This is a genomic window from Micromonospora inositola (genome assembly GCF_900090285.1).
Lineage (GTDB): Bacteria > Actinomycetota > Actinomycetes > Mycobacteriales > Micromonosporaceae > Micromonospora > Micromonospora inositola.
Genome location: NZ_LT607754.1, coordinates 4,054,461 through 4,072,414, shown reverse-complemented (window position 1 = coordinate 4,072,414; position 17,954 = coordinate 4,054,461). Strand labels below are relative to the sequence as shown.

The window sequence follows — 17,954 nt, the reverse complement described above, 5'->3', positions numbered from 1 at the left end:
TCGTCGGGCAGTCGCCAGACCGTCCAGCCTCCCCGGACGGGGACAAGGTGGAGCGCCTCACCAGCCGAACGACCTTGGCTCCGTCCGGGGAGGCTGGTAGCCCTTGGGGTGCCCGGCGAGGGGATCAGCGGCTGGATCTCTGAGGAGGGCCGGGGTTCGGGGCGGAGCCCCGAGGTCTTCTAGATCCTGGTCGTCTCAAGCGTGGCCGGCCGGCTCGGCCGATGCCGGCCGGAGGTCGCCAGCAGGCCGGGGCCGGGCCGGCGCGGCCCGCTTGCGGGCCGCCTTAAGCCCGATGTGTCGGCGGATACTTCAGATCGGTTCGCCGTTGATGCGATATACGCTGCCTGTCCACCAGCCTGGCTGTTCGTCGGGCTGCCAGATCACGTCGAGTCCCAGATGGAAGAAGCAGGCGTCGAGGCTTGCCACCATCCCGGTGGCAGCGTCTTTGGCGGTGTCGGGGTCAGCATCGGCGGGGATACCGGACAGCCGTCCGCACATCTGCGTGCCTCGTTTGGTGAGCGTGGAGTGCCGCCAGCCGCCGGACGCCGGGTAGATGACGATGGACACTGGTGGGCCGTCGTCGCTGGGCGTTCGCGTAGCGGTCACGGGTTCAGTATCCCAGCATGAATCTTTACCCCTCCGTGGTGCGGCAGGCCGGCGCGTGCGCGGCGGGCCGGAGGTCCAGAGCGCGACGCGGCGAGCCGGCACGGTCGCGCCGCGCTTGCGCGGCGCCTTGATCTTAAAGAGCTCAATTCGGCAGTTGGTGGGACTAGACACGGTCTGGGTCTGTCCTCCGTCGACTAATGCGCGACGCTCGTCCGCCAACTGATCCCGACCAGGTCGGCGCGCGGAACGCGGCAGAAGAGGGCGTCTGACCTTCCGATACCGCGTCAATCCGCCGACACTGAGCCGATGAACCCGGACGGCGCCCTCGAGATCGCCTTCGACGTACCAGGATGGCCACCGCTCAAGAATGAGGCCAAATCCATGCTGGCCGCCGGCCACAAGCACCACGGAAGTGTCCGAGCCCTGTTGGAAGCAGCCGCCGTAGCGTCACGGCAAGTCGGCTGGACGATAGTAAGCGCCGACATCGCGCTTGATGTAGTTGTTCGAGCGCCGGCAGGCCGTCCTCCTGGAGACGCAACCAACTATCTCGGTGGAATCGGGGACGTTCTCCAAGACAAGAGTCACCCAACCAGCATGGACCTTTCCCACCTCGGAGCGCTCCAAGAGGTCGCACTCTACGTAGACGACCGCCAGATCCGCCGGGTGACGTACAGCGTCGAGCTTGCGGCGAGCGCTTCTTACTCTGTCCGCGTTTCAATCCTGGACGGCTGATGACTAGCCTGCATCGCGACCACCTGCGATGGTTCGGCGGCAGAGCGCGCGGATCGCGGCAAATCCGGACGCCAAGATCATAACTGCCACGTTATGGTCCCCAGCGGACCTCCAATCGCTGCAGCTACTCCAGCCCGGCTGCGACGCGACCAGCGGTGGTAGCGGATGGCCACGCGGTGGCGGGTGTCCGGCTCCGTGACCGGGAGGGGCTCATCGCGGCGGCAGTAGGGACAGCAGGCGATCGGGAACCGGCAGCCGACGCGCCGCGAGGACGGCCAGGCCTGCACCGGTCGCGTTCAACAGCACGTCGTCGATCGACGAGACGCGTCCGAGTGCCAGGGCGTACTGCAGCGCTTCCACCGCGGTCGACATGCCCGCAGCCGCGGCGACCACGTATGCGAACCGGACCTGCCACCCCATGCCCAGACCGAACCCGACCGCCGCGAACACCAGCAGATTGCCCCCGATCTGGAAGAACGCGGTCAGCGGGCGGTCGGCGAGGATCTCCATAAGGTCGCGCAGCGGCACTAGCCGAACCTCTCGGGGGGCGTCGAGTGGGGTGAGGACCACTATCAGCCACGGCAGCGTCCAGACCGCCATGGCCGTCGTGGCCAGTGCCCGCCGGACCGCCAGCCCCGCTGGGACGCCGCGCTGCCGGTAACAGGCCACGAGGTGACGCGTGCCGACCAGGCTGGCCAGGACGAGAGCCACCGCTGTCGCCACGACCGGGAGCCAACGCAGGTACCCGCCTGGAATCATCGTGGACCACCATAGTTCGGCCGGGCATCAGCCCACGCCAACGAAATGTGTGGATCCCGTGCAACAAGATCGGGTGATCGCTCATCGGCAGAGTCGCTCAACCCGGTCGGTCGCTGTCACGTGCCTGAGGCCATGTAGGCGGCGAGGATGTAGTTCGGGTGCCGATCGAGGTTCTTGCGGGCCCGGTCGTAGCGCATCGTGGTGCGGGGGTCCGCGTGGCGGGCGGCGATCTGTACGTCGCGGAGGCTGACCCCGGCGTCGAGCATGGTGGTCACGAACGTGTGGCGCAGCATGTGCGGGTGCATCCTCGGCATCCGGATGCCCGCGGTTTCGGCGAGATGCTTGAGCCGGCGGGTCGCCGCGTGCCGGTCCATCCGCGCGCCGACGGTGTTACGCAGGATCGGTCCGCCGGTGCGTTCATCGACGGCCCGGTCGATAGCTCGGGCCACAGCTGGTGGCAGCGGGACGAGCACGACCTTGCCGCCCTTACCGTGTATGCGCAGGACGCGGTGGCCGTGTTCCTCGCCCAGGTCGCCGATGCTGGCGCCGCACGCCTCGAAGATTCGCAGACCGAGCAGTCCCAGGAGCGCGATCAGGGCGAAGTCGTTCGGGTTGGTGGACTGCCGGGCGGTGGTGATCAGGGCCTCGAACTGCAGGTGCCCCAGCCCGAGGGTCGGTGATTCGGACGGCACGGTGGGACGGCGGACGTAGTCGGCTGGGGAATGTTCGAGGATGGCGTCGATGACGCAGACCCGGCAGAAGCCGACCACCACGGACAGGCGTCGCGAGACCATCGAGGGCTGATACCGGCGGACGTCCTGCAGCCAGCGCACATATCGTTCGACGTCGACTCGGCGAATGATTAGCGGGTCGAGGTCTTGCTCGGTGCACCAGCGGAGGAAGACACGCAGGTCGGACTCGGTATGCACGCGTGTCTGGCCGCGATAGCGGCCCAGGAAGGCAGACACTGCTGCACGCATGACGAGCTGGTCGGGAGGTATGACACCGGACGCGGACGAAGAGGAGGCAGCCATACATCACGGTGTGTCACCAGCAGCCATGAACACCAGCAAGCGCGGAGCAGCAAGTGAGGATGCAGCAGCCTGACTGGACCTCGCTAATCTCAACGTTTATAGCGGACCTCAACCATGCTTAACGAGGGTCTGCCCAGGTGCGCGGCAGCGAGCCTTTGATGGGCCACCGGCCGGCCATGATGGCGTGGCCGCAGCTCGGTGTGGCCGAGTCCTCCGACGTGGCGTGCCGCGAGGTCACGTGGACGACGGTACGCAGACCGTCCGGCTATGGCCGGCGATGCGGCCCGGTCGGAGCCGAGACCGACCGGGAGTCGTCACCGGTGGCCATCCCGGTGCAACTGTGTGCGGGGTCGCTCGGGGCCTTTGGTCGACCGGTACGGCGCAATCCGCACTCGCCGACTGGGCGAGCGCCGTGGAGTGACTTGAAGATGGCGGCCGTGACGCTTCACATGCGTCGTTCGGGCTGCCCGTCCTCCTCGGCGGGCGCGGGGCCGAGGATTTTCCGCAGGTCAGCCATGGCGTCTTCGGCGAGCAGAGCAGGGGTGCTCTCCAACATCAGCTGGACGCTCTCGCCGATCTGCTTCTGCGTCAATGCCAGGGTGGCGCTATTCAGCTCCGCTGTATCGCGGTCATCGTCGATCCGCGCATTACGCACGATCTCGATCTGCTGCTCGCTGAACAGCCGGGCAGCTAGCGCCACGACGATACGCTTCCGCGCTTCCGCCCGGCTCATACCAGCCCTGTACGCCTCGATAGCGGCAGCCACGTCATGCGACGCTTCCACAGGCGCAGCTTCCAGCACCACACCGGCTTCCACCGGTGCGGGGTTCACTGGTGCAGGTTCCGCCCCGATGTGCGACTCGACGGCGACGACCCGCTTTTTCTTCTTGCGGGTCGCCTTGTTCCACGCTGATGACACGGTCGACCCGACAGCGGAGCCGGCCGTTACCGCAGCCGACCCCACGGCGGAGCCGGCCGATGCCACCGCCGACCCCACGGCGGAGCCGGCCGTTACCGCAGCCGACCCGACAGCGGAGCCGGCCGATGCCACCGCCGCCCCGACAGCGGAGCCGGCCGATGCCACCGCCGCCCCGACAGCCGGGACGGCCGACGCCACCGCCGACGTGGCGGCCGGGACGGCGGTTTCGGCCACCCACCTCTCGACGTGCGGCCTGGCCCTTTCCAGGGCTATCAGCGTCACCTCGACAGCCAGCTCGCGCAGGAAGTCCTCGAGCTCGGAGCGTTCCCTGGGTCCTAGATGCGGCATCTCGTCTCCGTCGATCGGGTCGAGGGTGACGTGGCCCAGGTTGTTCGTACCGCCGTCACGGGTCAGCGGGCTGAACGAACCGGGTTTCTTCGCCGATCGCGACAGACGCGCGCCGTCCTCGTACTCGACCCACATCTTTTCCCTAGGCATCCGCCGACCCCGTCCCCAGCAGCACTGTCCACCCACCGCGCCACGCAGATTCAGCGCCATGGCACGCCGAGCCGCATCGTCCCAGACGCATCGCCGCCCAGGCCACCGGACAAGATCCGTAAACCTTTGACCACTCCGGCGATTGCCACTCGATGACGTTCGGGCATCGACAGCGGAATCCCCTGCCAACCGGCCGAGACGCCGCATTTGACCCGACTACCTCGGAGTGCGGCTTATGGCGTTGCGGCGCGCATCGGCCAAGATCTCTGTGCGCTTACCGTACGTCTGGCAACCAGCTCGCAGACAAGCCGCACTGCGCCCACACCTAGCTTCCGTCAGACCGGTCGAGGATCGATGCCCCTTGCGCGCCTTACCAGCGGCAGATCCAGGCGTGGCGTGTGCGGTGCGACCTAGCCTGTCTGCATGCGACGCTTCCACGATGAGGACCTCACCGGCGCAGAATTCCGCGAATGCGACCTGAGTAGAGCGCGGATGGTCGGCGTGGTCATGCAGGATGCCGAGATCGACGGCCTGGTCACCAATCTTGTGGTCAACGGGGTCGAGGTGATGTCGTACGTCGAGGCGGAGCTCGACCGTCGTCACCCGGTACGGCTGCTGATCCGCTCAGATCAGCCGGACGACCTGCGAGAGGCCTGGCGGCAACTGCGGGACGATTGGGCGACGACTACCGAGCGAGTTCGGTCCATGCCCGAGAACAGCGAACATCACGGCGTCGACGGCGAGTGGTCGATGGTCGAAACCCTGCGCCACCTTGTCTTCGTGCACGACTCTTGGTTCCGACGCTGCGTGCTCGGGCTCACCGAGCCGTTCACGGCCATGGGACTGGGTCCACCGTTCGTCATGGACCAGGAGGACGGGCTCGACCCGTCCGCCCAACCGAGCCTCGACGAGGTGCTCGCCGTACGAGTCCGGCAGGCTTCAGAGATCGAGACACGGCTGGCCGAGGTCACGCCTGATCAGCTCGCGAAGACCGCGCCGGTCCCGGACGACGACAGATGGCCCCCGTACGCCAAGGGGCGGACAGTGCGGCAATGCCTCGGCACTGTGTTCAACGAGGAATGGGCTCACCACCGGTTTTGCAAGCGTGACCTGGACAAACTGTCGCATCAGGGTTCTTCACAGGGTTCATGAGCGAACTCTGAGCCTGTGCTGCCGTACTTCGTGACAGTCGCGGTCATGTGGATACCCTCGGGTTCTGCTCATCGATCTTGACACCACTGAACTCGTGACGGGTAGGTCACGTCTGGCGGCGATTTCGGTCGAACCGCAGAGAACCTGCCGCCGTGATCACCCAGCACTGGCACCGTGAGTCATAGTCCTCATCGAGAATCGCGAGTGTCTGAACGCGCGGATCTCGGCAGAAGCGGACACCGCGCCAATGTCGCAGAGCGGTCAGTCGCACCGACCGTGTTTCGATCAATTCACGTGGGTCGGCATGGCCAGGTTGACTTGCGGGCGGCGTCTCGTCCCTGAGACACCTCGAAGTCTCTGGAGAACCGTCCCACTTCGGTTCATAAACCAGGTTTGTATCCTCAGGCACCGAGTCGACCGGCGCGGCCAGCATCGGAGCAACCGGCCGGTGCAGCACCGGCCCGCCCGGCGACGTGTCCCACCGCCGGGCCGGGCTCACCCCCTCCAGCCCCGTCCACCCAGACCGCGAGTGCCGCTCATGTACGTCCCTCCCTGGCCATCGTCGGGCAGCGGGAGCGGACCCGGGGCGCAGATCAGGCACAACGAATGCATGGGAGCCGCGCATTACGGGTCGGTTCCCGCATCCTGGTCCACGGCCTGGTCCCAATGCACGATCGAAAAAGGCCGTCTACGACTGGCGAAACGGCCTTTGACCTGGGGTGGAGCGGAGGGGATTTGAACCTCCTGACGCTCAGAGCGTCGAGGATCCAACCGCGCTGCTGACCTCGGCGGGGGAGCGCTGAGGTCGAGACAGTTACCGCTCCCGGACGGCGTAGGTCAGGTGCGTCACCCTCGGGGAGGGCTCCGCGCGGACCGGCTCCAGGGCCACGCGGCCCGCGTCCACGCCCTCGAACAGGCGGATTCCGGAGCCGAACAGCACGGGCGACAGTGCGATCGAGAACTCGTCGATCAGGCCGGCGTTCACGTACTCCAGAATCGTTGCACCGCCGCCCGCGACGCGGACGTCTCGGTCGCCGGCGGCCTCGCGGGCCTGGTCGAGCGCGGGCTCGATGCCGTCGTTGACGAAGTGGAAGGTGGTCCCGCCCGGCCGCTCCCAGGGGTCACGCTTCTCGTGCGTCACGACGAACACCGGCGTGTGGAACGGCGCCTCCTCCGGCCACGCCTGCTCGCCGGCGTCGAACATGCGCTTGCCCATCACGCTCGCGCCGGTGCGCTCGAACGTCTCCCGCACGATGTCGTTGTCGCGCCCTTCCTCGCCGCCCTCGCCGAGCTTCAGGTTCTCCCGGAGGAAGCGCTGCGGGAATATCCACTGCTGCAGTTCCATCCACTGCTGTCCCATCAAGTCCTCGAGGGACTCGGGCGCGATGAAACCGTCCAGCGACATCGACACGCTGAAGAACACCTTCCCGGCCATCAGCCCTCAGTTCCCTTCCGAACGATCTCGGTGACGTAGGCAGCCAGGTTGCTCAGGGTCTGCTGGCCGCCCTCGATCGCGTGGTACTTCTCGACCGCCTCGTCGCGCAGCTCCTTGGTGGGGAACACCGTGCGCATCTCGATCCGGGTCGCCGCGCCGTCGGGCGCGAACGTGAGGATCGACTCGAAGGCGTTCGGGTCGCCGCGGGACTCACCGTGCAGCAGCGCGATCCCCTCCGGCGGGACGATCTCGGTCCAGGAGATCCACTCCTGGTAGTCCGTCCCGTCCGGCCCGTGCATCACAAAGTCCCACTCCCCGCCGACGCGGAACTCGAAGGACCGCGTGGTCGTGGTGAATCCCTCCGGCCCCCACCACCGCGACAGGTGCCGCACCTCGGTGAACGCCTCGAACACCAGCTCCCGTGGGGCGTCGATGACCCGGGAGATCACGATCTCGCGGTCAGCCGTCGCGGACTGCGCCGGCGCTCCTCGTCCCATCTCGCTCATCAGCTACTCCTCCTGCCTTGCCTGCTTCAGGTCCTGCACGTACGCGTCCAGCCGGTCGAAGCTCTCGTTCCAGAACCGCTCGAACCCGCCGGTCCACTCGTGGACCGGTCGCAGCCCGCGGGCGTCAAGGCCGTACAGGCGCTGCTTGCCTGCCTTGCGGTCCCGCACCAGCCCGACCTCCCGGAGCACCCGCAGGTGTTTGGACGCCCCCGGCTGGGTCATCCCCAGTTCCTGGGCCAACTCGGTCACCGGCCGCTCACCCGCCCGCAGCAGTACCAGGATCTCCCGGCGCTGCGGCTCGGCGATCGCGTTGAAGACGTCCGACGTCGTCGCTGCTCGTGCCATGGACGCCATCATATACCGTTATCGGCATGCGTCAAGCCGGGAGGAATCAGGCGGGCCTTGTCAGCGCGACGAGGTGGGGTGCGTTGACGGCCCGCCACCGGGTCTGTGCTGATTCGATGAGCTTGAACGCCATCGCGACGCCGGCGGCGCGGGAGCCGGGGCCCTTGGTGACTCGCTGGCGAAGCCTGACGGTGGCGAAGGTGGACTCGATCGGGTTGGTGGTGCGCAGGTGGATCCAGTGCTCGGCGGGGTAGTCGTAGAAGGCCAGCAGCACGTCGAGGTCCGCCGAGGACCATCCACAGGTTCTGATCATTGCTCAGCCCGATGAGCCAACGCTCCTGGCGACTAGACGCAGGACCAAGCCGGGCTCTCCAGTTCACCAACTACTGGTGAAGCGGTAGCGGCTCCACAGGTCGAGGTCCAGTTGACGCTGTGCTACCTGGGCGCACCTCGTCACCAATGGCCGTTGTTGGTCGACCTTGTGCGGCCTGCGACGGCCTGGCGACGACCTGGAAGCCCTCGGCGAGTGGCACGCAGCACGCGGCTTGCATCTGGTACCTAGGTACAGGCTTACCGTCAGGGTATGAGTGACCACCACATCACGACGGGCGGCTCCTGGGTGCCGGACGCGTGCACCCTGCCGACGGCTGAACGGCCGCTGCGGCTCACCGAGTTCGATCAGTTCTTCGCCGAAGCCGTGCGGGGTATCGACCGGCTGTCGGCACAGCATCTGCGGTTGCAGCTCGACGGCGCGGAGCAGGTCGAGGACACTGCGCGGAATCTGACGGCCCGTGAATCGTCCTGCTGCCCGTTTTTCGCTTTCGACATCGCGCGACCCGGCCCGGATTCGCTGATGCTGGACGTTCGGGTACCGGCGGCACACGTCGACGTGCTCGATGCCCTCGCCGAGAGGGCCATGTCTGTCCGGGTTCAGAGATGACCGGGTCGGGGCTGCGCAGCGGCCAGCTGGCCGACGCGGCCGGAGTCAATTTGCAGACGCTGCGCTACTACGAGCGCCGGGGACTGCTCGCCTCCCCGCAACGGTCGCCGGGCGGGCACCGCCTCTACCCGTCCGACACCGTCACCCTGCTGCGGGTCATCAAGACCGCGCAGCGCCTCGGCTTCACCCTCAACGAGGTCGCCGACCTGCTCGACGCCGGGCGACACCAGCACAGCGGCCGACCCGACAGCGGACTCCAGGCAAGGGCCAAGGAGAAGCTCGTCGAGGTGGAACAGAAGTTGGTAGACCTGACCGTCATCCGCGACACCCTGCGAGCCGCCATCTCGGCCGGCTGTGACGACCTGGTCGCCTGCGCCGGCAGCGCCTGCTGCCCCCTGCCCTTCGCTGAACTCGCCGAAAGGAACGACCGTGCCGTCACCTCCTGATCGGCTGCGCCGCCTGCTTCCCTCCAGCATGACGGGACTCGCGACAACCGCCTGCGCGGCCTGCTGTGTACTGCCGCTGCTGCTGACCGCTGGGATTCTCGGCGGTGCCGGCTGGGCCGCGGTGAACCGCTTCCTGCCCGGCGTCGCCGTCGCCCTAGCCGTGCTCGCCGGCCTGTCCTTGTGGTGGGCCACCAAAGGCCGCCACACCGCCGGATGCGCCGGATGCGCCGGCGGCAACTGCTCATGCGGTCAGCACGACCAGCACGACCGCGAGGTGGTCCAGCGACGGTCCGACGCATGACGGTTGCCCGCTCGATCCTGCTGTTCCTACTCGCCGCGCTCGCCGAAATCGGCGGCCTGGCTCGTCTGCAGGGCTGGCGGGAAAACCGAGGGCTGTTGTGGATCGTCGCCGGCTTCCTCGCCTGAGGCATGGTCGTCGACAAGTTCCACCCCGACCGCTACGACATCATCGGCCCAGCCATCTGCCTCGTCGGCGTCGCCGTCATCACGTACGCCCCACGCAGCGGCTAGTCCTGTCGGTGCCGCACACCGCCGGGAATGGGGCCGGGCCCGACGTCGCCGGTCAACTCTTGACCACCGCCGGCGACAACGCCGAACGTCTGCGCTCCGAAGCCGCCCTGGCCCACCTCTGCGGCGCCGCGCCCATCCCCGCCAGCAGCGGACGCACCGACCGGCACAGCCTCAACCGCGGCAGCGACAGGGCCGCCGACTCAGCCCTGCACACCATCGCCCTGGTCCGGATGCGCTACGACCCTCGCACCCACGCCTACGTCGACAAACGCACCAAACAAGGCCTCAGCAAGAAAGAGATCATGCGCTGCCTAGAGCGCTACATCGCCCGCGAGGTCCACACCGCCCTCCTCGTCGACTTCACCTCCCTCAACACCCCGTGACATCCGTTGGAGCATCCCCCTCGATGCGAACGGGCGCCGGCGGCGGCTGTCACCGGCCCCCGTCGGCATCCCGTCAGTCGGCGAGCGCGCCGGCCGCCCGGCCCTCGTGCAGGGTGAGGTTCCGGCCGGTGGCCGGGTCGAACAGGTGGATCTTGTCCAGGTTGAACCAGACCCGCCGGTTCTCCCCCTCCCTCGCCGGCGACTCGGCGGAGAGCCGGGTGACCAGGCTGGACCCAGCCCCGGCGAAGTCGGCCGCGCCCGCGTCGGCGGCCAGCTCCTCCAGCTCGGCGGCGGTGGCCCGCTCCCCCTCGACGGTGAAGTAGACGTACTTGTCCGAGCCCATCGACTCGACGATGTCCACCGGCGCCTCGAACTCCATGCCCCGGCGGCGGGTCTCCTCGTCGATCAGCTCGGCGTCCTCGAAATGCTCGGGGCGGATGCCGAGGATCAGCTCCCGGGGGGCGTCGGCGCCGTCGAGCTGCCGGCGCACCCGCTCGCCGATCTGCACGTCACCCAGCGCGGTACGCAGGCGACCGTCCTCCACGGCAGCGTGCAGGAAGTTCATCGACGGCGAGCCGATGAAGCCGGCGACGAAGAGGTTACGCGGGTGGTCGTACAGCTCCTGCGGCGGGCCGACCTGCTGCACCGCGCCGCCCCGCATGATGACCACCCGGTCGCCGAGGGTCATCGCCTCGGTCTGGTCGTGGGTCACGTAGACGGTGGTGGTGCCGAGCTGTTTCTGCAGGCGGGACACCACCGTACGCATCTGCACCCGTAGCTTGGCGTCCAGGTTGGACAGCGGCTCGTCCATCAGGAACGCCTTCGGCTGCCGAACGATTGCCCGGCCCATCGCCACCCGCTGCCGCTGGCCGCCGGAGAGGTTGGCCGGCTTGCGGTCCAGCAGCGGGGTCAGCTCCAGCACCTTCGCCGCCTCGTCGACCTTGGCGTCGATGGTGGCCTTGTCCAGCTTCGCCAGCCGCAGCGGGAAGGCCATGTTCTCTCGCACGGTCATGTTCGGGTAGAGCGCGTACGACTGGAAGACCATGGCGATGTCCCGGTCCCGGGGCGCCTTGTCGTTGACCCGCTCCCCCGCGATCCGCAGCTCACCCGAGCTGATGTCCTCCAGCCCGGCGATCATGTTGAGGGTGGTGGACTTCCCGCAGCCCGACGGGCCGACCAGGATCACGAACTCGCCGTCGGCGATCTCCAGGTCGACGTCCTGCACCGCGACGGTCCCGTCCGGGAACCGCTTGCTCACCTTGTCCAGCACGATGTCAGCCACTGTTACCACCTATCCCTTGACGGCGCCGGAGGTCAGACCGGAGACGATGCGGCGCTGGAAGAAGAGCACGAACAGGATGATCGGAACGGTGATCACCACGGCGGCGGCGCAGATCGCCCCGGTGGGGTCCTCGAACTGCGACTCGCCGGTGAAGAACGACAGCGCCACCGGCACCGTGCGGGCCCGCTCGGTCGAGGTGAGCGTGATGGCGAAGAGGAAGTCGTTCCAGCAGAAGATGAAGACCAGGATCGCCGTGGTGAACAGCCCGGGCGCGGCCAGCGGGGCGATGACCCGCCGGAACGCCTGGCCCTGGGTGGCGCCGTCCATCTTCGCCGCCTTCTCCAGGTCCCAGGGGATCTGCTTGAAGAACGCCGACAGTGTGTAGATGGCCAGCGGCAGGGCGAAGGTGATGTACGGCAGGATCAGCCCCGGCCAGGTGTCGAAGAGGCCGAGCTGACGCTCGATCTCGAACAGCGGCGACACCAGCGACACCTGGGGGAACATCGCGATCAGCAGGGAGACGCCGACCAGCAGCTGCTTGCCCGGGAAATCCAGCCGGGAGATCGCGTAGGCGGCCATCGCGCCGAGCACCACCGCGATCAGGGTGGCGATCAGCGCGATGCCGATCGAGTTGGCCAGGGCCCGGACGAACTGGTCGGTGTCGAAGATCGTCCGGTAGTTGTCCAGGGTCCACTCCCGGGGCCAGAACTTCCCGTCGGTGAGGGTGCCCGGGGTCTTGAACGACAGCGAGGCGATCCAGAGCACCGGGATCAGCGCGAACACGACGACGATCACGTCGAGCAGACCCCAGCGAAGCTTCGCCCGCGTGGTGGTTTCGGTGGCCATCTCAGCGCCTCTCCCCGTCGTCGCTGCCCGGGGCAGCGGTACCGAACAGCTTCACGAAGACGAAGGCGATGATCGCCACCGTGATGAAGATCAGCACCGACATCGTCGAGCCGATGCCGAGGTTCAGGCCCCGGATCAGGTTGTTGTAGGCGAGCATCGACACGGACGAGGTCTCGTTGCCGCCGGCGGTGAGCACGAAGATGTTGTCGAAGACCCGGAACGCGTCCAGCGTGCGGAACAGCAGGGCGACCAGGATGGCCGGCTTCATCACCGGCAGCATCACCTTGGTGAACCGCTGCCAGGAGGTCGCTCCGTCGGTGGAGGCCGCCTTGAGCAGGTCCTCGGGGACCAGGGCCAGGCCGGCCATCAGCAGCAGCGCCATGAACGGCGTGGTCTTCCAGATCTCCGCCAGCATGATGATCGCCAGCGAGCTGGCCCGCTCGGTCAGCGGCGCGCTGCCGTCGAAGACGTTCGCCAGGTAGCCGGTGCCGGGGGTCCAGGCGTACCGCCAGGAGAAGGCCGCGACGACCGTGACGATGCCGTACGGGATCAGCGCCGCGGTGCGGACGATGCCCCGGCCGACCAGCGTGCGGTGCATGATCAGCGCGAGTCCCATGCCGAGCACCAACTCGACCGCGACGGTGACCACGGTGATGAGCGCGGTGACCCCGAACGCCGTCCACCAGAACTGGTTGGTCAGCACGGTGGCGTAGTTGTCCAGCCCGATGAACTCCCGCTGGTCGGGGAAGCGCAGGTCGAAACGCTGGAGCGACAGCCAGACCGAGTAGATGATCGGGTACGCGGTGACCAGCACCATGACCAGCGCGGCCGGCGCGCAGAGCAGCCAGCCGAGCCGACGCTCGGCCCGCTTGTTCTCGCTCAGCGGGGCCTTCGCCCGGCGGCCGGCCCGCTGGGCCGGCACCGCGGCGTGCCGGCCGCCGGACCGGGTGGCGGTCTCGTCGGCCGCGACGTCCGCACCGGTGGGAGTGGCGTTGATGCTCACGGGAGGACCCCCTTCGACTCGAGGGCGTCGGCGATGGCGTCCCGCAGCTCGTTCGCGGTCTGCTCGGGCCGGATGCCCGACGGCGGCGACAGGATCGCCGACATGACCGTGGAGATGCTCTGGTAGGCGGGGGTCAGCGGACGGACCGCCGGCTCCTTCAGCTCCTCCAGGATGGTGTCCTTCATCGGGTACGCCTTGTCCATCTCCGGGTCGTCGTAGACCTTTTCGATGGTGGGCGGCACGCCGTCGTTGACCGCCGAGAACTTCTGGTTCTTCGCGTTGCGGATGCACCGGGCCGCCTCGAACGACTCCGTCGGGTGCTTCGAGTAGCTGCTGACGGCCATGTTGACGCCGCCGATGGTGACCTTGCTCGGGGTGTTCGCGTCGATGCCGGGAACCCGGGCCCACTTGACCTTCTTCGCCAGCTCCGGGTTGGCCTCCTGCATCGCCGGATAGACGAAGGGCCAGTTGACCTGGAAGGCGCCGGTGCCGGACTGGAACTCCAGCCGGACCGGATCCTCGATGGCGTTGCTGAACGACGGCGACGTCACGCCCGACGTGGCGAACTTCTTCAGCTGGTCGAGCGCCTTCACGGTGCCGGAGTCCATCACGGCCTGCTTGCCGTCGTCGCTGAGGATGTTCCCGCCGGCACTCTCGGCCAGGGTGTTGTAGAGGACGACCAGACCCTCGTACTGGGCGCCCATGGTGAGCACCTGGTACGGCTTGTTCTGCTGCTTCAGCTGCTGGGCGGCGGAGATCATCTCGTCCCACGTCTTCGGCGGCTGCTGCAACAGGTCGGTGCGGTACCAGAGGAGCTGGACGTTGGTGTTCTTCGGCGCCGCGTAGAGCTTGCCCTCGTAGCGGGCGGTGTCCAGCGGCCCGGTGAGGGTGCCCTGCTCCACCTCCGCCTTGTCCTGGCCGGTCCACTCCCGGATCCAGTCCGCGCTGGCGAACTCCTGGGTCCAGGTGACGTCGAGGCCGAGCACGTCCATCCCGCTGTCCTCCGCAGCGAGCCGGCGCACCAGCTGCACCCGCTGCTCGTCGGCCTGCCGCGGCAGCACCCGGTACGCGATCTGGTAACGCCCCTGGGCCTGCGCGTTGCACTCGTCGACGACCTTCTGCAGGTTCTGTTCCGGCGGGTAGTACAGGTTGATCGTCGGCGTACCGCCGTCACCGCCGGACCCGCAGGCCGCGAGCGGCGCCACCAACGTCAGCGCGGCGGCTGCCGCCGCCGCGCGGAACCGTGGCCGTCGCCGGTCCGCGGCCTTGTCGGGGTCTGTCGTCATCGCCCTCCCCCTTTCTTCGGCGAGAGCCGGGGGAGGTGCCCGCGCCCCGGCGCACGGCGAGACGATCGGGGCGTGGGGCGGCGACAAATCCGTCCGGCCCCGGACGTTTCGTGCGCCAAACAGTGCCCGACCGGCCACGCTACGAAACCTGAGCGTCATGAGACGGGAACGACAGCGCCCGGCGTGGGCCGGGTTCCGCCCCACAGGGCGGCGTGATGGCCGGATGATCGCGCGCTTCAAGGACCTCTGCATGGACGCCGTCGACGCCCCGGTGCTGGCCGGATTCTGGGCCCGGATCCTCGACGGCGAGGTGGTCGACACCGGTGACGGCGACGCCCGGGTGGACGTCCGCCCCGGCGGGGCCGGACCGGAGCCGAGCTGGGTCAACCAGGTGCCCGAGCCGCGTACCGGCAAGACCCCGGTCCACCTGGACCTGCGCCTCGCAGACGCCGACCCCACTTCTGCGCCTTCCCGCCGAGTCCCACCCAGTGAACGGCGACGCTACCCAGCGTGCCCCCGGTGGACTAGCGTTTCGCCTAGCTCCGCAGCCAGCGCGTCGCCGTCGAAGTCGATACGCCTCCGGCCGACCCCCGACCCGTCCGATCGGTTGGTAATCGCGGGAACCCCCCTCTGCCGCGTCGCCGGTTGGGCAGGATCGTCCCCAACGAGGAGGTTGTCGTGCAGGACACCCGCGCTCTCGCCCTGACGTTCGAGGTGAGCGGCCTGCCCCCGGTCAAGACCGAGGCTCTGTCCATCTTCGCCGCCGGGCACCGGCAGGCGACGCGGGTCCGCGCCCTGCTCCAGGCGGCCTGCGCGGCCGCCCAGCGCACCGGCTGGACCCCGCTCGACGGGCCGATCGAGGTGGACCTGACCCTGCGCTGCCCGCCCGGGCACCGCACCTCCGACGCCAGCACGCTGCTGGGCGGGGTCTGCGCGGTGCTGCAGGACAAGAAGCGGGTAGCCAACATCGGGCTGGCCCACCTCGGCGTCCTGGTCGACGTCGCCCTCTACGACGACGATCGGCAGATCCGCCGGCTGTCGTACGTCGAGGAGCCGGCCGAGGACTTCTCGTACCAGGTCCGGGTGGCCGCCGTACCCACCGCGGTTTGACCGACGGCCGCGGTGGGGTACCGCGGACGCCGATGAAGGGAGCGCCGATGTCGGAGCCACATGTCACGCTCGACCCGAGCGGGCTCGACGCCGTGCAGCAGAAGCTGCGCGGCCCGCTGGAGGATCAGCTGACCTCGGCCCTGCAGGCGGCCATCGACCGGGTCCGGTCCGGCTACGCGGGCGAGCCCGTCGAGGAGGTCTGCCGCCGGCTGCTCGACGAGACCCGCGCCGGGCTGCACCCGGACATCGCCGCCGGCTTCAATCCCGACATGGACGAGTTTTGTCGGGTGGCCGTGGCGATCGTCCGGGGCGAGATCTCCTGACACACCCCTGATCCGACCGCGCCGGCCCCCGTGGGCCGGCGCGGTCGGCCTGCGGTCAGCTGCGGCGCACGTCCACCGAGACGACGTGGGCACCGTCGGGCCGGGTCGATTCGGCCAGCCGCACCGGCGGCGGACCGCCGGTGGTGCGCAGGCCCAGGCCGAAGCTGAGATGACCCTCGAAGTCCCCTGCCGGGGCCCAGCCGCGCAGCGTCGGGTAGCCGATGGCCCGCGCCGGCGCGCGCACCGTGTTCCGGCCGCTGCTGTCGTGCCCCTGCGCCGGGTCGAAGCGGACCGACAGGAACGCGTCCCCGGGCAGGTCGACCGGCGCGCCGCTGCCGTCGGACTCGACCCGGGAGACGTAGCCGACCTGGTAGCCGGGAGTCGGGCCGCGGAAGGCGAAGGTGATCCGGCTGAACCCCTCGGCCGGATGGTCACCGACCTGGATCTGCACCAGGACGGGCAGCGGCTCCCCCGGCGCCGGGGTGACCGGCACCGTGACGGTGTGCGTCACCCGGGCCGGCGAGGAGGGCACCCCCCACCCGTACGTCACCCGCCAGCCCCGGTCGGCCGGGGCCGCGGCGGTGGTGGCAGGCGCGGTGGGCGCGGTGGGCGCGGTGTCGGTGGGGGCGGCGGCGGTCGCGCTGGGCGCAGGCGCCGTCGAGGGCGCTGACGTCGCGCCGTCGTGGTCGGTCGTCGTACAGGCCGCCGCGAGGAGCACGACCAGGCTGGCGAGCAGTGGTACGCGCTGAGGTGTCATGAGTCAGTGTCACCCGGGCCGGAGCACTCCCACCAGAGCCGATCATCCCGGTTCAGCCCGCCCACCGCACGGCGTGGGCCGGATGCCGGCACCGGCGCGGCTCAAGCTTCTCCGCCGGCGTAGCCCCCTCAGGTGGTGAGGTCGAGCGACTTGACCACCACCAGCGCCACGAGCAGCACCGCGACGGCGACGCTCACCGCCACCTGCACGAGGGTGCGCCGCCCCGCCGGCGCGTACGCCATCCCGGCCCCGACGGCGGCGCCGGTCAGCAGGCCGCCCAGGTGCCCCTCCCAGGAGGTCCAGCCGGCGGTGAGGACCAGCCAGAGGACGAACGAGAAGAACAGGCGGTTGCGGTCGATCGGGTGGTGCTGCAGGCGTCGGGTGAGGACGAGGTAGCAGCCAACCAGCCCGTAGCCCGCGCCCGAGGCGCCGACGACGGTCTGGTGCGGGTCGACGAGGAACGCCAGCACCGACCCGCCGAGCGCGGCGAGCAGGTAGACGGTGAGAAGGCGCAGGTGGCCCAGCCGTTCCTCGAGCACTCGACCGAGCAGCCAGAGCCAGTACATGTTGAACAGGATGTGCAGGATGCCGAACCGGCCCTCGGTGGGCAGCAGGTGCAGGAAGGTCGAGGTGATCAGCCGGTACCACTCGCCGTGCGCGATGCCGATCGGGTGGTACCCCGGGTAGGCGCCGCCGTCGTCGACATACCGCTGGCCGCTGTCGTCGACCAGCGCCGTGCCCACCCCGTCGAACTGGTCCACGATGGCCGGGCGAACCAGCTCGACCAGGTAGACCAGCACGTTCAGCCCGATCAGCACGTAGGTCACCAGCGGTTGGCTGACCACCCGGCCGCCGAACACCGTACGGGCCTGACGGATGCCGCGGTTGTCCTCGCGTACGCACTCTGGGCAGCGGTGTCCCACCGGCGCCTCGCGCATGCACTCAGGACAGATGTGGCGGTCGCAGCGGGTGCAGCGCAGCAGCGTTTCCCGGCGGGGGTGGCGGTAGCAGGTGGTGCTCGACTCCTCGGCGGGAGGCTGGCCGGTGCTGAGCGTGTCCAT

General features: G+C 68.8%; 21 protein-coding genes and 3 pseudogenes. 10 read left to right on the top strand and 14 right to left on the bottom strand.

What is annotated here, in order from left to right:
• Positions 1–309: 309 nt before the first annotated feature.
• Positions 310–567: a hypothetical protein gene (locus tag GA0070613_RS19510; protein WP_089013616.1), complete on the bottom strand. Its 258-nt coding sequence runs from the start codon at positions 565–567 to the stop codon at positions 310–312.
• A gap of 345 nt (positions 568–912) precedes the next feature.
• Here GA0070613_RS19510 and GA0070613_RS19505 point away from each other — a divergent pair, with 345 nt between their 5' ends.
• Positions 913–1,338 (top strand): RusA family crossover junction endodeoxyribonuclease, encoded by a 426-nt coding sequence (locus tag GA0070613_RS19505; protein WP_089013615.1) that lies wholly within the window; start codon positions 913–915, stop codon positions 1,336–1,338.
• A gap of 210 nt (positions 1,339–1,548) precedes the next feature.
• On the opposite strand, the gene GA0070613_RS33490 is transcribed toward GA0070613_RS19505, so the two are convergent.
• From GA0070613_RS33490 to GA0070613_RS32140, 3 genes are all read right to left on the bottom strand, one after another.
• A complete protein-coding gene (locus GA0070613_RS33490; protein WP_269459056.1) occupies positions 1,549–1,938 on the bottom strand; it encodes a VanZ family protein in 390 nt (129 codons plus the stop codon).
• A 275-nt stretch (positions 1,939–2,213) separates the two neighbouring features.
• Positions 2,214–2,891: a tyrosine-type recombinase/integrase gene (locus GA0070613_RS19495; protein ID WP_231929273.1), complete on the bottom strand. Its 678-nt coding sequence runs from the start codon at positions 2,889–2,891 to the stop codon at positions 2,214–2,216.
• A 685-nt stretch (positions 2,892–3,576) separates the two neighbouring features.
• The gene (locus tag GA0070613_RS32140) at positions 3,577–4,533 is read right to left on the bottom strand and encodes a hypothetical protein (RefSeq protein WP_157746387.1); all 957 of its coding nucleotides are present in this window, start codon (positions 4,531–4,533) and stop codon (positions 3,577–3,579) included.
• Between the two features lie 438 nt (positions 4,534–4,971).
• On the opposite strand from GA0070613_RS32140, the gene GA0070613_RS19480 reads away from it, so the two are divergent.
• A complete protein-coding gene (locus GA0070613_RS19480) occupies positions 4,972–5,700 on the top strand; it encodes a DinB family protein (protein WP_089013610.1) in 729 nt (242 codons plus the stop codon).
• Positions 5,701–6,514: 814 nt separating this feature from the next.
• Here GA0070613_RS19480 and GA0070613_RS19475 read toward each other — a convergent pair.
• The 4 genes and pseudogenes from GA0070613_RS19475 to GA0070613_RS19460 all read right to left on the bottom strand — a co-directional run.
• Positions 6,515–7,135 (bottom strand): dihydrofolate reductase family protein, encoded by a 621-nt coding sequence (locus GA0070613_RS19475; RefSeq protein ID WP_089013609.1) that lies wholly within the window; start codon positions 7,133–7,135, stop codon positions 6,515–6,517.
• Positions 7,135–7,641, bottom strand: coding sequence for an SRPBCC family protein (locus tag GA0070613_RS19470; protein WP_089013608.1), 507 nt, complete (start codon positions 7,639–7,641; stop codon positions 7,135–7,137). The genes GA0070613_RS19475 and GA0070613_RS19470 overlap by 1 nt, the downstream gene beginning before the upstream one ends.
• Positions 7,642–7,644: 3 nt before the next feature.
• Complete coding sequence (locus GA0070613_RS19465; RefSeq protein ID WP_075033765.1) at positions 7,645–7,986, bottom strand: ArsR/SmtB family transcription factor; 342 nt, start codon at positions 7,984–7,986, stop codon at positions 7,645–7,647.
• A 46-nt stretch (positions 7,987–8,032) separates the two neighbouring features.
• Positions 8,033–8,269 (bottom strand): annotated as a pseudogene (locus GA0070613_RS19460) (IS256 family transposase); the annotation flags it as partial.
• Positions 8,270–8,569: 300 nt separating this feature from the next.
• Between GA0070613_RS19460 and GA0070613_RS19455 the strand changes: the two are divergent.
• The 5 genes and pseudogenes from GA0070613_RS19455 to GA0070613_RS19435 form a co-directional block, all read left to right on the top strand.
• Positions 8,570–8,926 (top strand): hypothetical protein, encoded by a 357-nt coding sequence (locus GA0070613_RS19455; RefSeq protein WP_089013607.1) that lies wholly within the window; start codon positions 8,570–8,572, stop codon positions 8,924–8,926.
• Positions 8,923–9,372 (top strand): MerR family transcriptional regulator, encoded by a 450-nt coding sequence (locus GA0070613_RS19450; protein WP_089013606.1) that lies wholly within the window; start codon positions 8,923–8,925, stop codon positions 9,370–9,372. The genes GA0070613_RS19455 and GA0070613_RS19450 overlap by 4 nt, the downstream gene beginning before the upstream one ends.
• Before the next feature lie 28 nt (positions 9,373–9,400).
• Positions 9,401–9,673: a hypothetical protein gene (locus GA0070613_RS19445; RefSeq protein ID WP_089013605.1), complete on the top strand. Its 273-nt coding sequence runs from the start codon at positions 9,401–9,403 to the stop codon at positions 9,671–9,673.
• Positions 9,670–9,903: pseudogene (locus tag GA0070613_RS19440) on the top strand (hypothetical protein). The gene GA0070613_RS19445 and the pseudogene GA0070613_RS19440 overlap by 4 nt, the downstream one beginning before the upstream one ends.
• A gap of 20 nt (positions 9,904–9,923) precedes the next feature.
• Positions 9,924–10,286 (top strand): annotated as a pseudogene (locus GA0070613_RS19435) (transposase); the annotation flags it as partial.
• A 73-nt stretch (positions 10,287–10,359) separates the two neighbouring features.
• Here GA0070613_RS19435 and GA0070613_RS19430 read toward each other — a convergent pair.
• The 4 genes from GA0070613_RS19430 to GA0070613_RS19415 are packed head-to-tail and all read right to left on the bottom strand — an operon-like array spanning position 10,360 to position 14,703.
• A complete protein-coding gene (locus tag GA0070613_RS19430; protein WP_089013604.1) occupies positions 10,360–11,568 on the bottom strand; it encodes an ABC transporter ATP-binding protein in 1,209 nt (402 codons plus the stop codon).
• Between the two features lie 9 nt (positions 11,569–11,577).
• Positions 11,578–12,414, bottom strand: a complete 837-nt coding sequence (locus GA0070613_RS19425) for a carbohydrate ABC transporter permease (protein ID WP_089013603.1) — start codon at positions 12,412–12,414, stop codon at positions 11,578–11,580.
• Position 12,415: 1 nt separating this feature from the next.
• Positions 12,416–13,417: a carbohydrate ABC transporter permease gene (locus GA0070613_RS19420; protein WP_089013602.1), complete on the bottom strand. Its 1,002-nt coding sequence runs from the start codon at positions 13,415–13,417 to the stop codon at positions 12,416–12,418.
• The gene (locus GA0070613_RS19415; RefSeq protein ID WP_089013601.1) at positions 13,414–14,703 is read right to left on the bottom strand and encodes an ABC transporter substrate-binding protein; all 1,290 of its coding nucleotides are present in this window, start codon (positions 14,701–14,703) and stop codon (positions 13,414–13,416) included. Before GA0070613_RS19415 ends, GA0070613_RS19420 begins: the two co-directional genes overlap by 4 nt.
• Before the next feature lie 157 nt (positions 14,704–14,860).
• Between GA0070613_RS19415 and GA0070613_RS34425 the strand changes: the two genes are divergently transcribed.
• Genes GA0070613_RS34425 through GA0070613_RS19405 form a run of 3 tightly spaced genes read left to right on the top strand, consistent with a single transcriptional unit; the run spans position 14,861 to position 16,136 of the window.
• Complete coding sequence (locus GA0070613_RS34425) at positions 14,861–15,409, top strand: VOC family protein (protein WP_408630952.1); 549 nt, start codon at positions 14,861–14,863, stop codon at positions 15,407–15,409.
• The gene (locus tag GA0070613_RS19410; protein WP_089013600.1) at positions 15,382–15,813 is read left to right on the top strand and encodes a RusA family crossover junction endodeoxyribonuclease; all 432 of its coding nucleotides are present in this window, start codon (positions 15,382–15,384) and stop codon (positions 15,811–15,813) included. The genes GA0070613_RS34425 and GA0070613_RS19410 overlap by 28 nt, the downstream gene beginning before the upstream one ends.
• 47 nt (positions 15,814–15,860) lie before the next feature.
• Entirely contained in the window at positions 15,861–16,136 is a 276-nt protein-coding gene (locus tag GA0070613_RS19405) for a hypothetical protein (protein WP_089013599.1), read from the top strand.
• Positions 16,137–16,191: 55 nt separating this feature from the next.
• Here the strand turns inward: GA0070613_RS19405 and GA0070613_RS19400 are convergent, their stop codons facing one another.
• On the bottom strand, positions 16,192–16,893 hold the full coding sequence (locus GA0070613_RS19400; protein ID WP_089013598.1) for an AMIN-like domain-containing (lipo)protein: 702 nt from the start codon (positions 16,891–16,893) through the stop codon (positions 16,192–16,194).
• A gap of 128 nt (positions 16,894–17,021) precedes the next feature.
• The gene (locus GA0070613_RS19395) at positions 17,022–17,954 is read right to left on the bottom strand and encodes a rhomboid family intramembrane serine protease (RefSeq protein ID WP_089013597.1); all 933 of its coding nucleotides are present in this window, start codon (positions 17,952–17,954) and stop codon (positions 17,022–17,024) included.

Excerpts from the sequence above, each read along its gene's own strand:
- GA0070613_RS19425 (WP_089013603.1), bottom strand. The coding sequence starts at position 12,414 with ATGGCCACCGAAACCACCACGCGGGCGAAGCTTCGCTGGGGTCTGCTC.
- GA0070613_RS19400 (WP_089013598.1), bottom strand. The coding sequence starts at position 16,893 with ATGACACCTCAGCGCGTACCACTGCTCGCCAGCCTGGTCGTGCTCCTC.
- GA0070613_RS19465 (WP_075033765.1), bottom strand. The coding sequence starts at position 7,986 with ATGGCACGAGCAGCGACGACGTCGGACGTCTTCAACGCGATCGCCGAG.
- GA0070613_RS19395 (WP_089013597.1), bottom strand. The coding sequence starts at position 17,954 with ATGGACACGCTCAGCACCGGCCAGCCTCCCGCCGAGGAGTCGAGCACC.
- GA0070613_RS32140 (WP_157746387.1), bottom strand. The coding sequence starts at position 4,533 with ATGTGGGTCGAGTACGAGGACGGCGCGCGTCTGTCGCGATCGGCGAAG.
- GA0070613_RS19505 (WP_089013615.1), top strand. The coding sequence starts at position 913 with ATGAACCCGGACGGCGCCCTCGAGATCGCCTTCGACGTACCAGGATGG.
- GA0070613_RS19475 (WP_089013609.1), bottom strand. The coding sequence starts at position 7,135 with ATGGCCGGGAAGGTGTTCTTCAGCGTGTCGATGTCGCTGGACGGTTTC.
- GA0070613_RS19480 (WP_089013610.1), top strand. The coding sequence starts at position 4,972 with ATGCGACGCTTCCACGATGAGGACCTCACCGGCGCAGAATTCCGCGAA.
- GA0070613_RS19455 (WP_089013607.1), top strand. The coding sequence starts at position 8,570 with ATGAGTGACCACCACATCACGACGGGCGGCTCCTGGGTGCCGGACGCG.
- GA0070613_RS34425 (WP_408630952.1), top strand. The coding sequence starts at position 14,861 with ATGAGACGGGAACGACAGCGCCCGGCGTGGGCCGGGTTCCGCCCCACA.
- GA0070613_RS19450 (WP_089013606.1), top strand. The coding sequence starts at position 8,923 with ATGACCGGGTCGGGGCTGCGCAGCGGCCAGCTGGCCGACGCGGCCGGA.
- GA0070613_RS19445 (WP_089013605.1), top strand. The coding sequence starts at position 9,401 with ATGACGGGACTCGCGACAACCGCCTGCGCGGCCTGCTGTGTACTGCCG.
- GA0070613_RS19495 (WP_231929273.1), bottom strand. The coding sequence starts at position 2,891 with ATGGTCTCGCGACGCCTGTCCGTGGTGGTCGGCTTCTGCCGGGTCTGC.
- GA0070613_RS33490 (WP_269459056.1), bottom strand. The coding sequence starts at position 1,938 with ATGGCGGTCTGGACGCTGCCGTGGCTGATAGTGGTCCTCACCCCACTC.
- GA0070613_RS19405 (WP_089013599.1), top strand. The coding sequence starts at position 15,861 with ATGTCGGAGCCACATGTCACGCTCGACCCGAGCGGGCTCGACGCCGTG.
- GA0070613_RS19415 (WP_089013601.1), bottom strand. The coding sequence starts at position 14,703 with ATGACGACAGACCCCGACAAGGCCGCGGACCGGCGACGGCCACGGTTC.
- GA0070613_RS19470 (WP_089013608.1), bottom strand. The coding sequence starts at position 7,641 with ATGAGCGAGATGGGACGAGGAGCGCCGGCGCAGTCCGCGACGGCTGAC.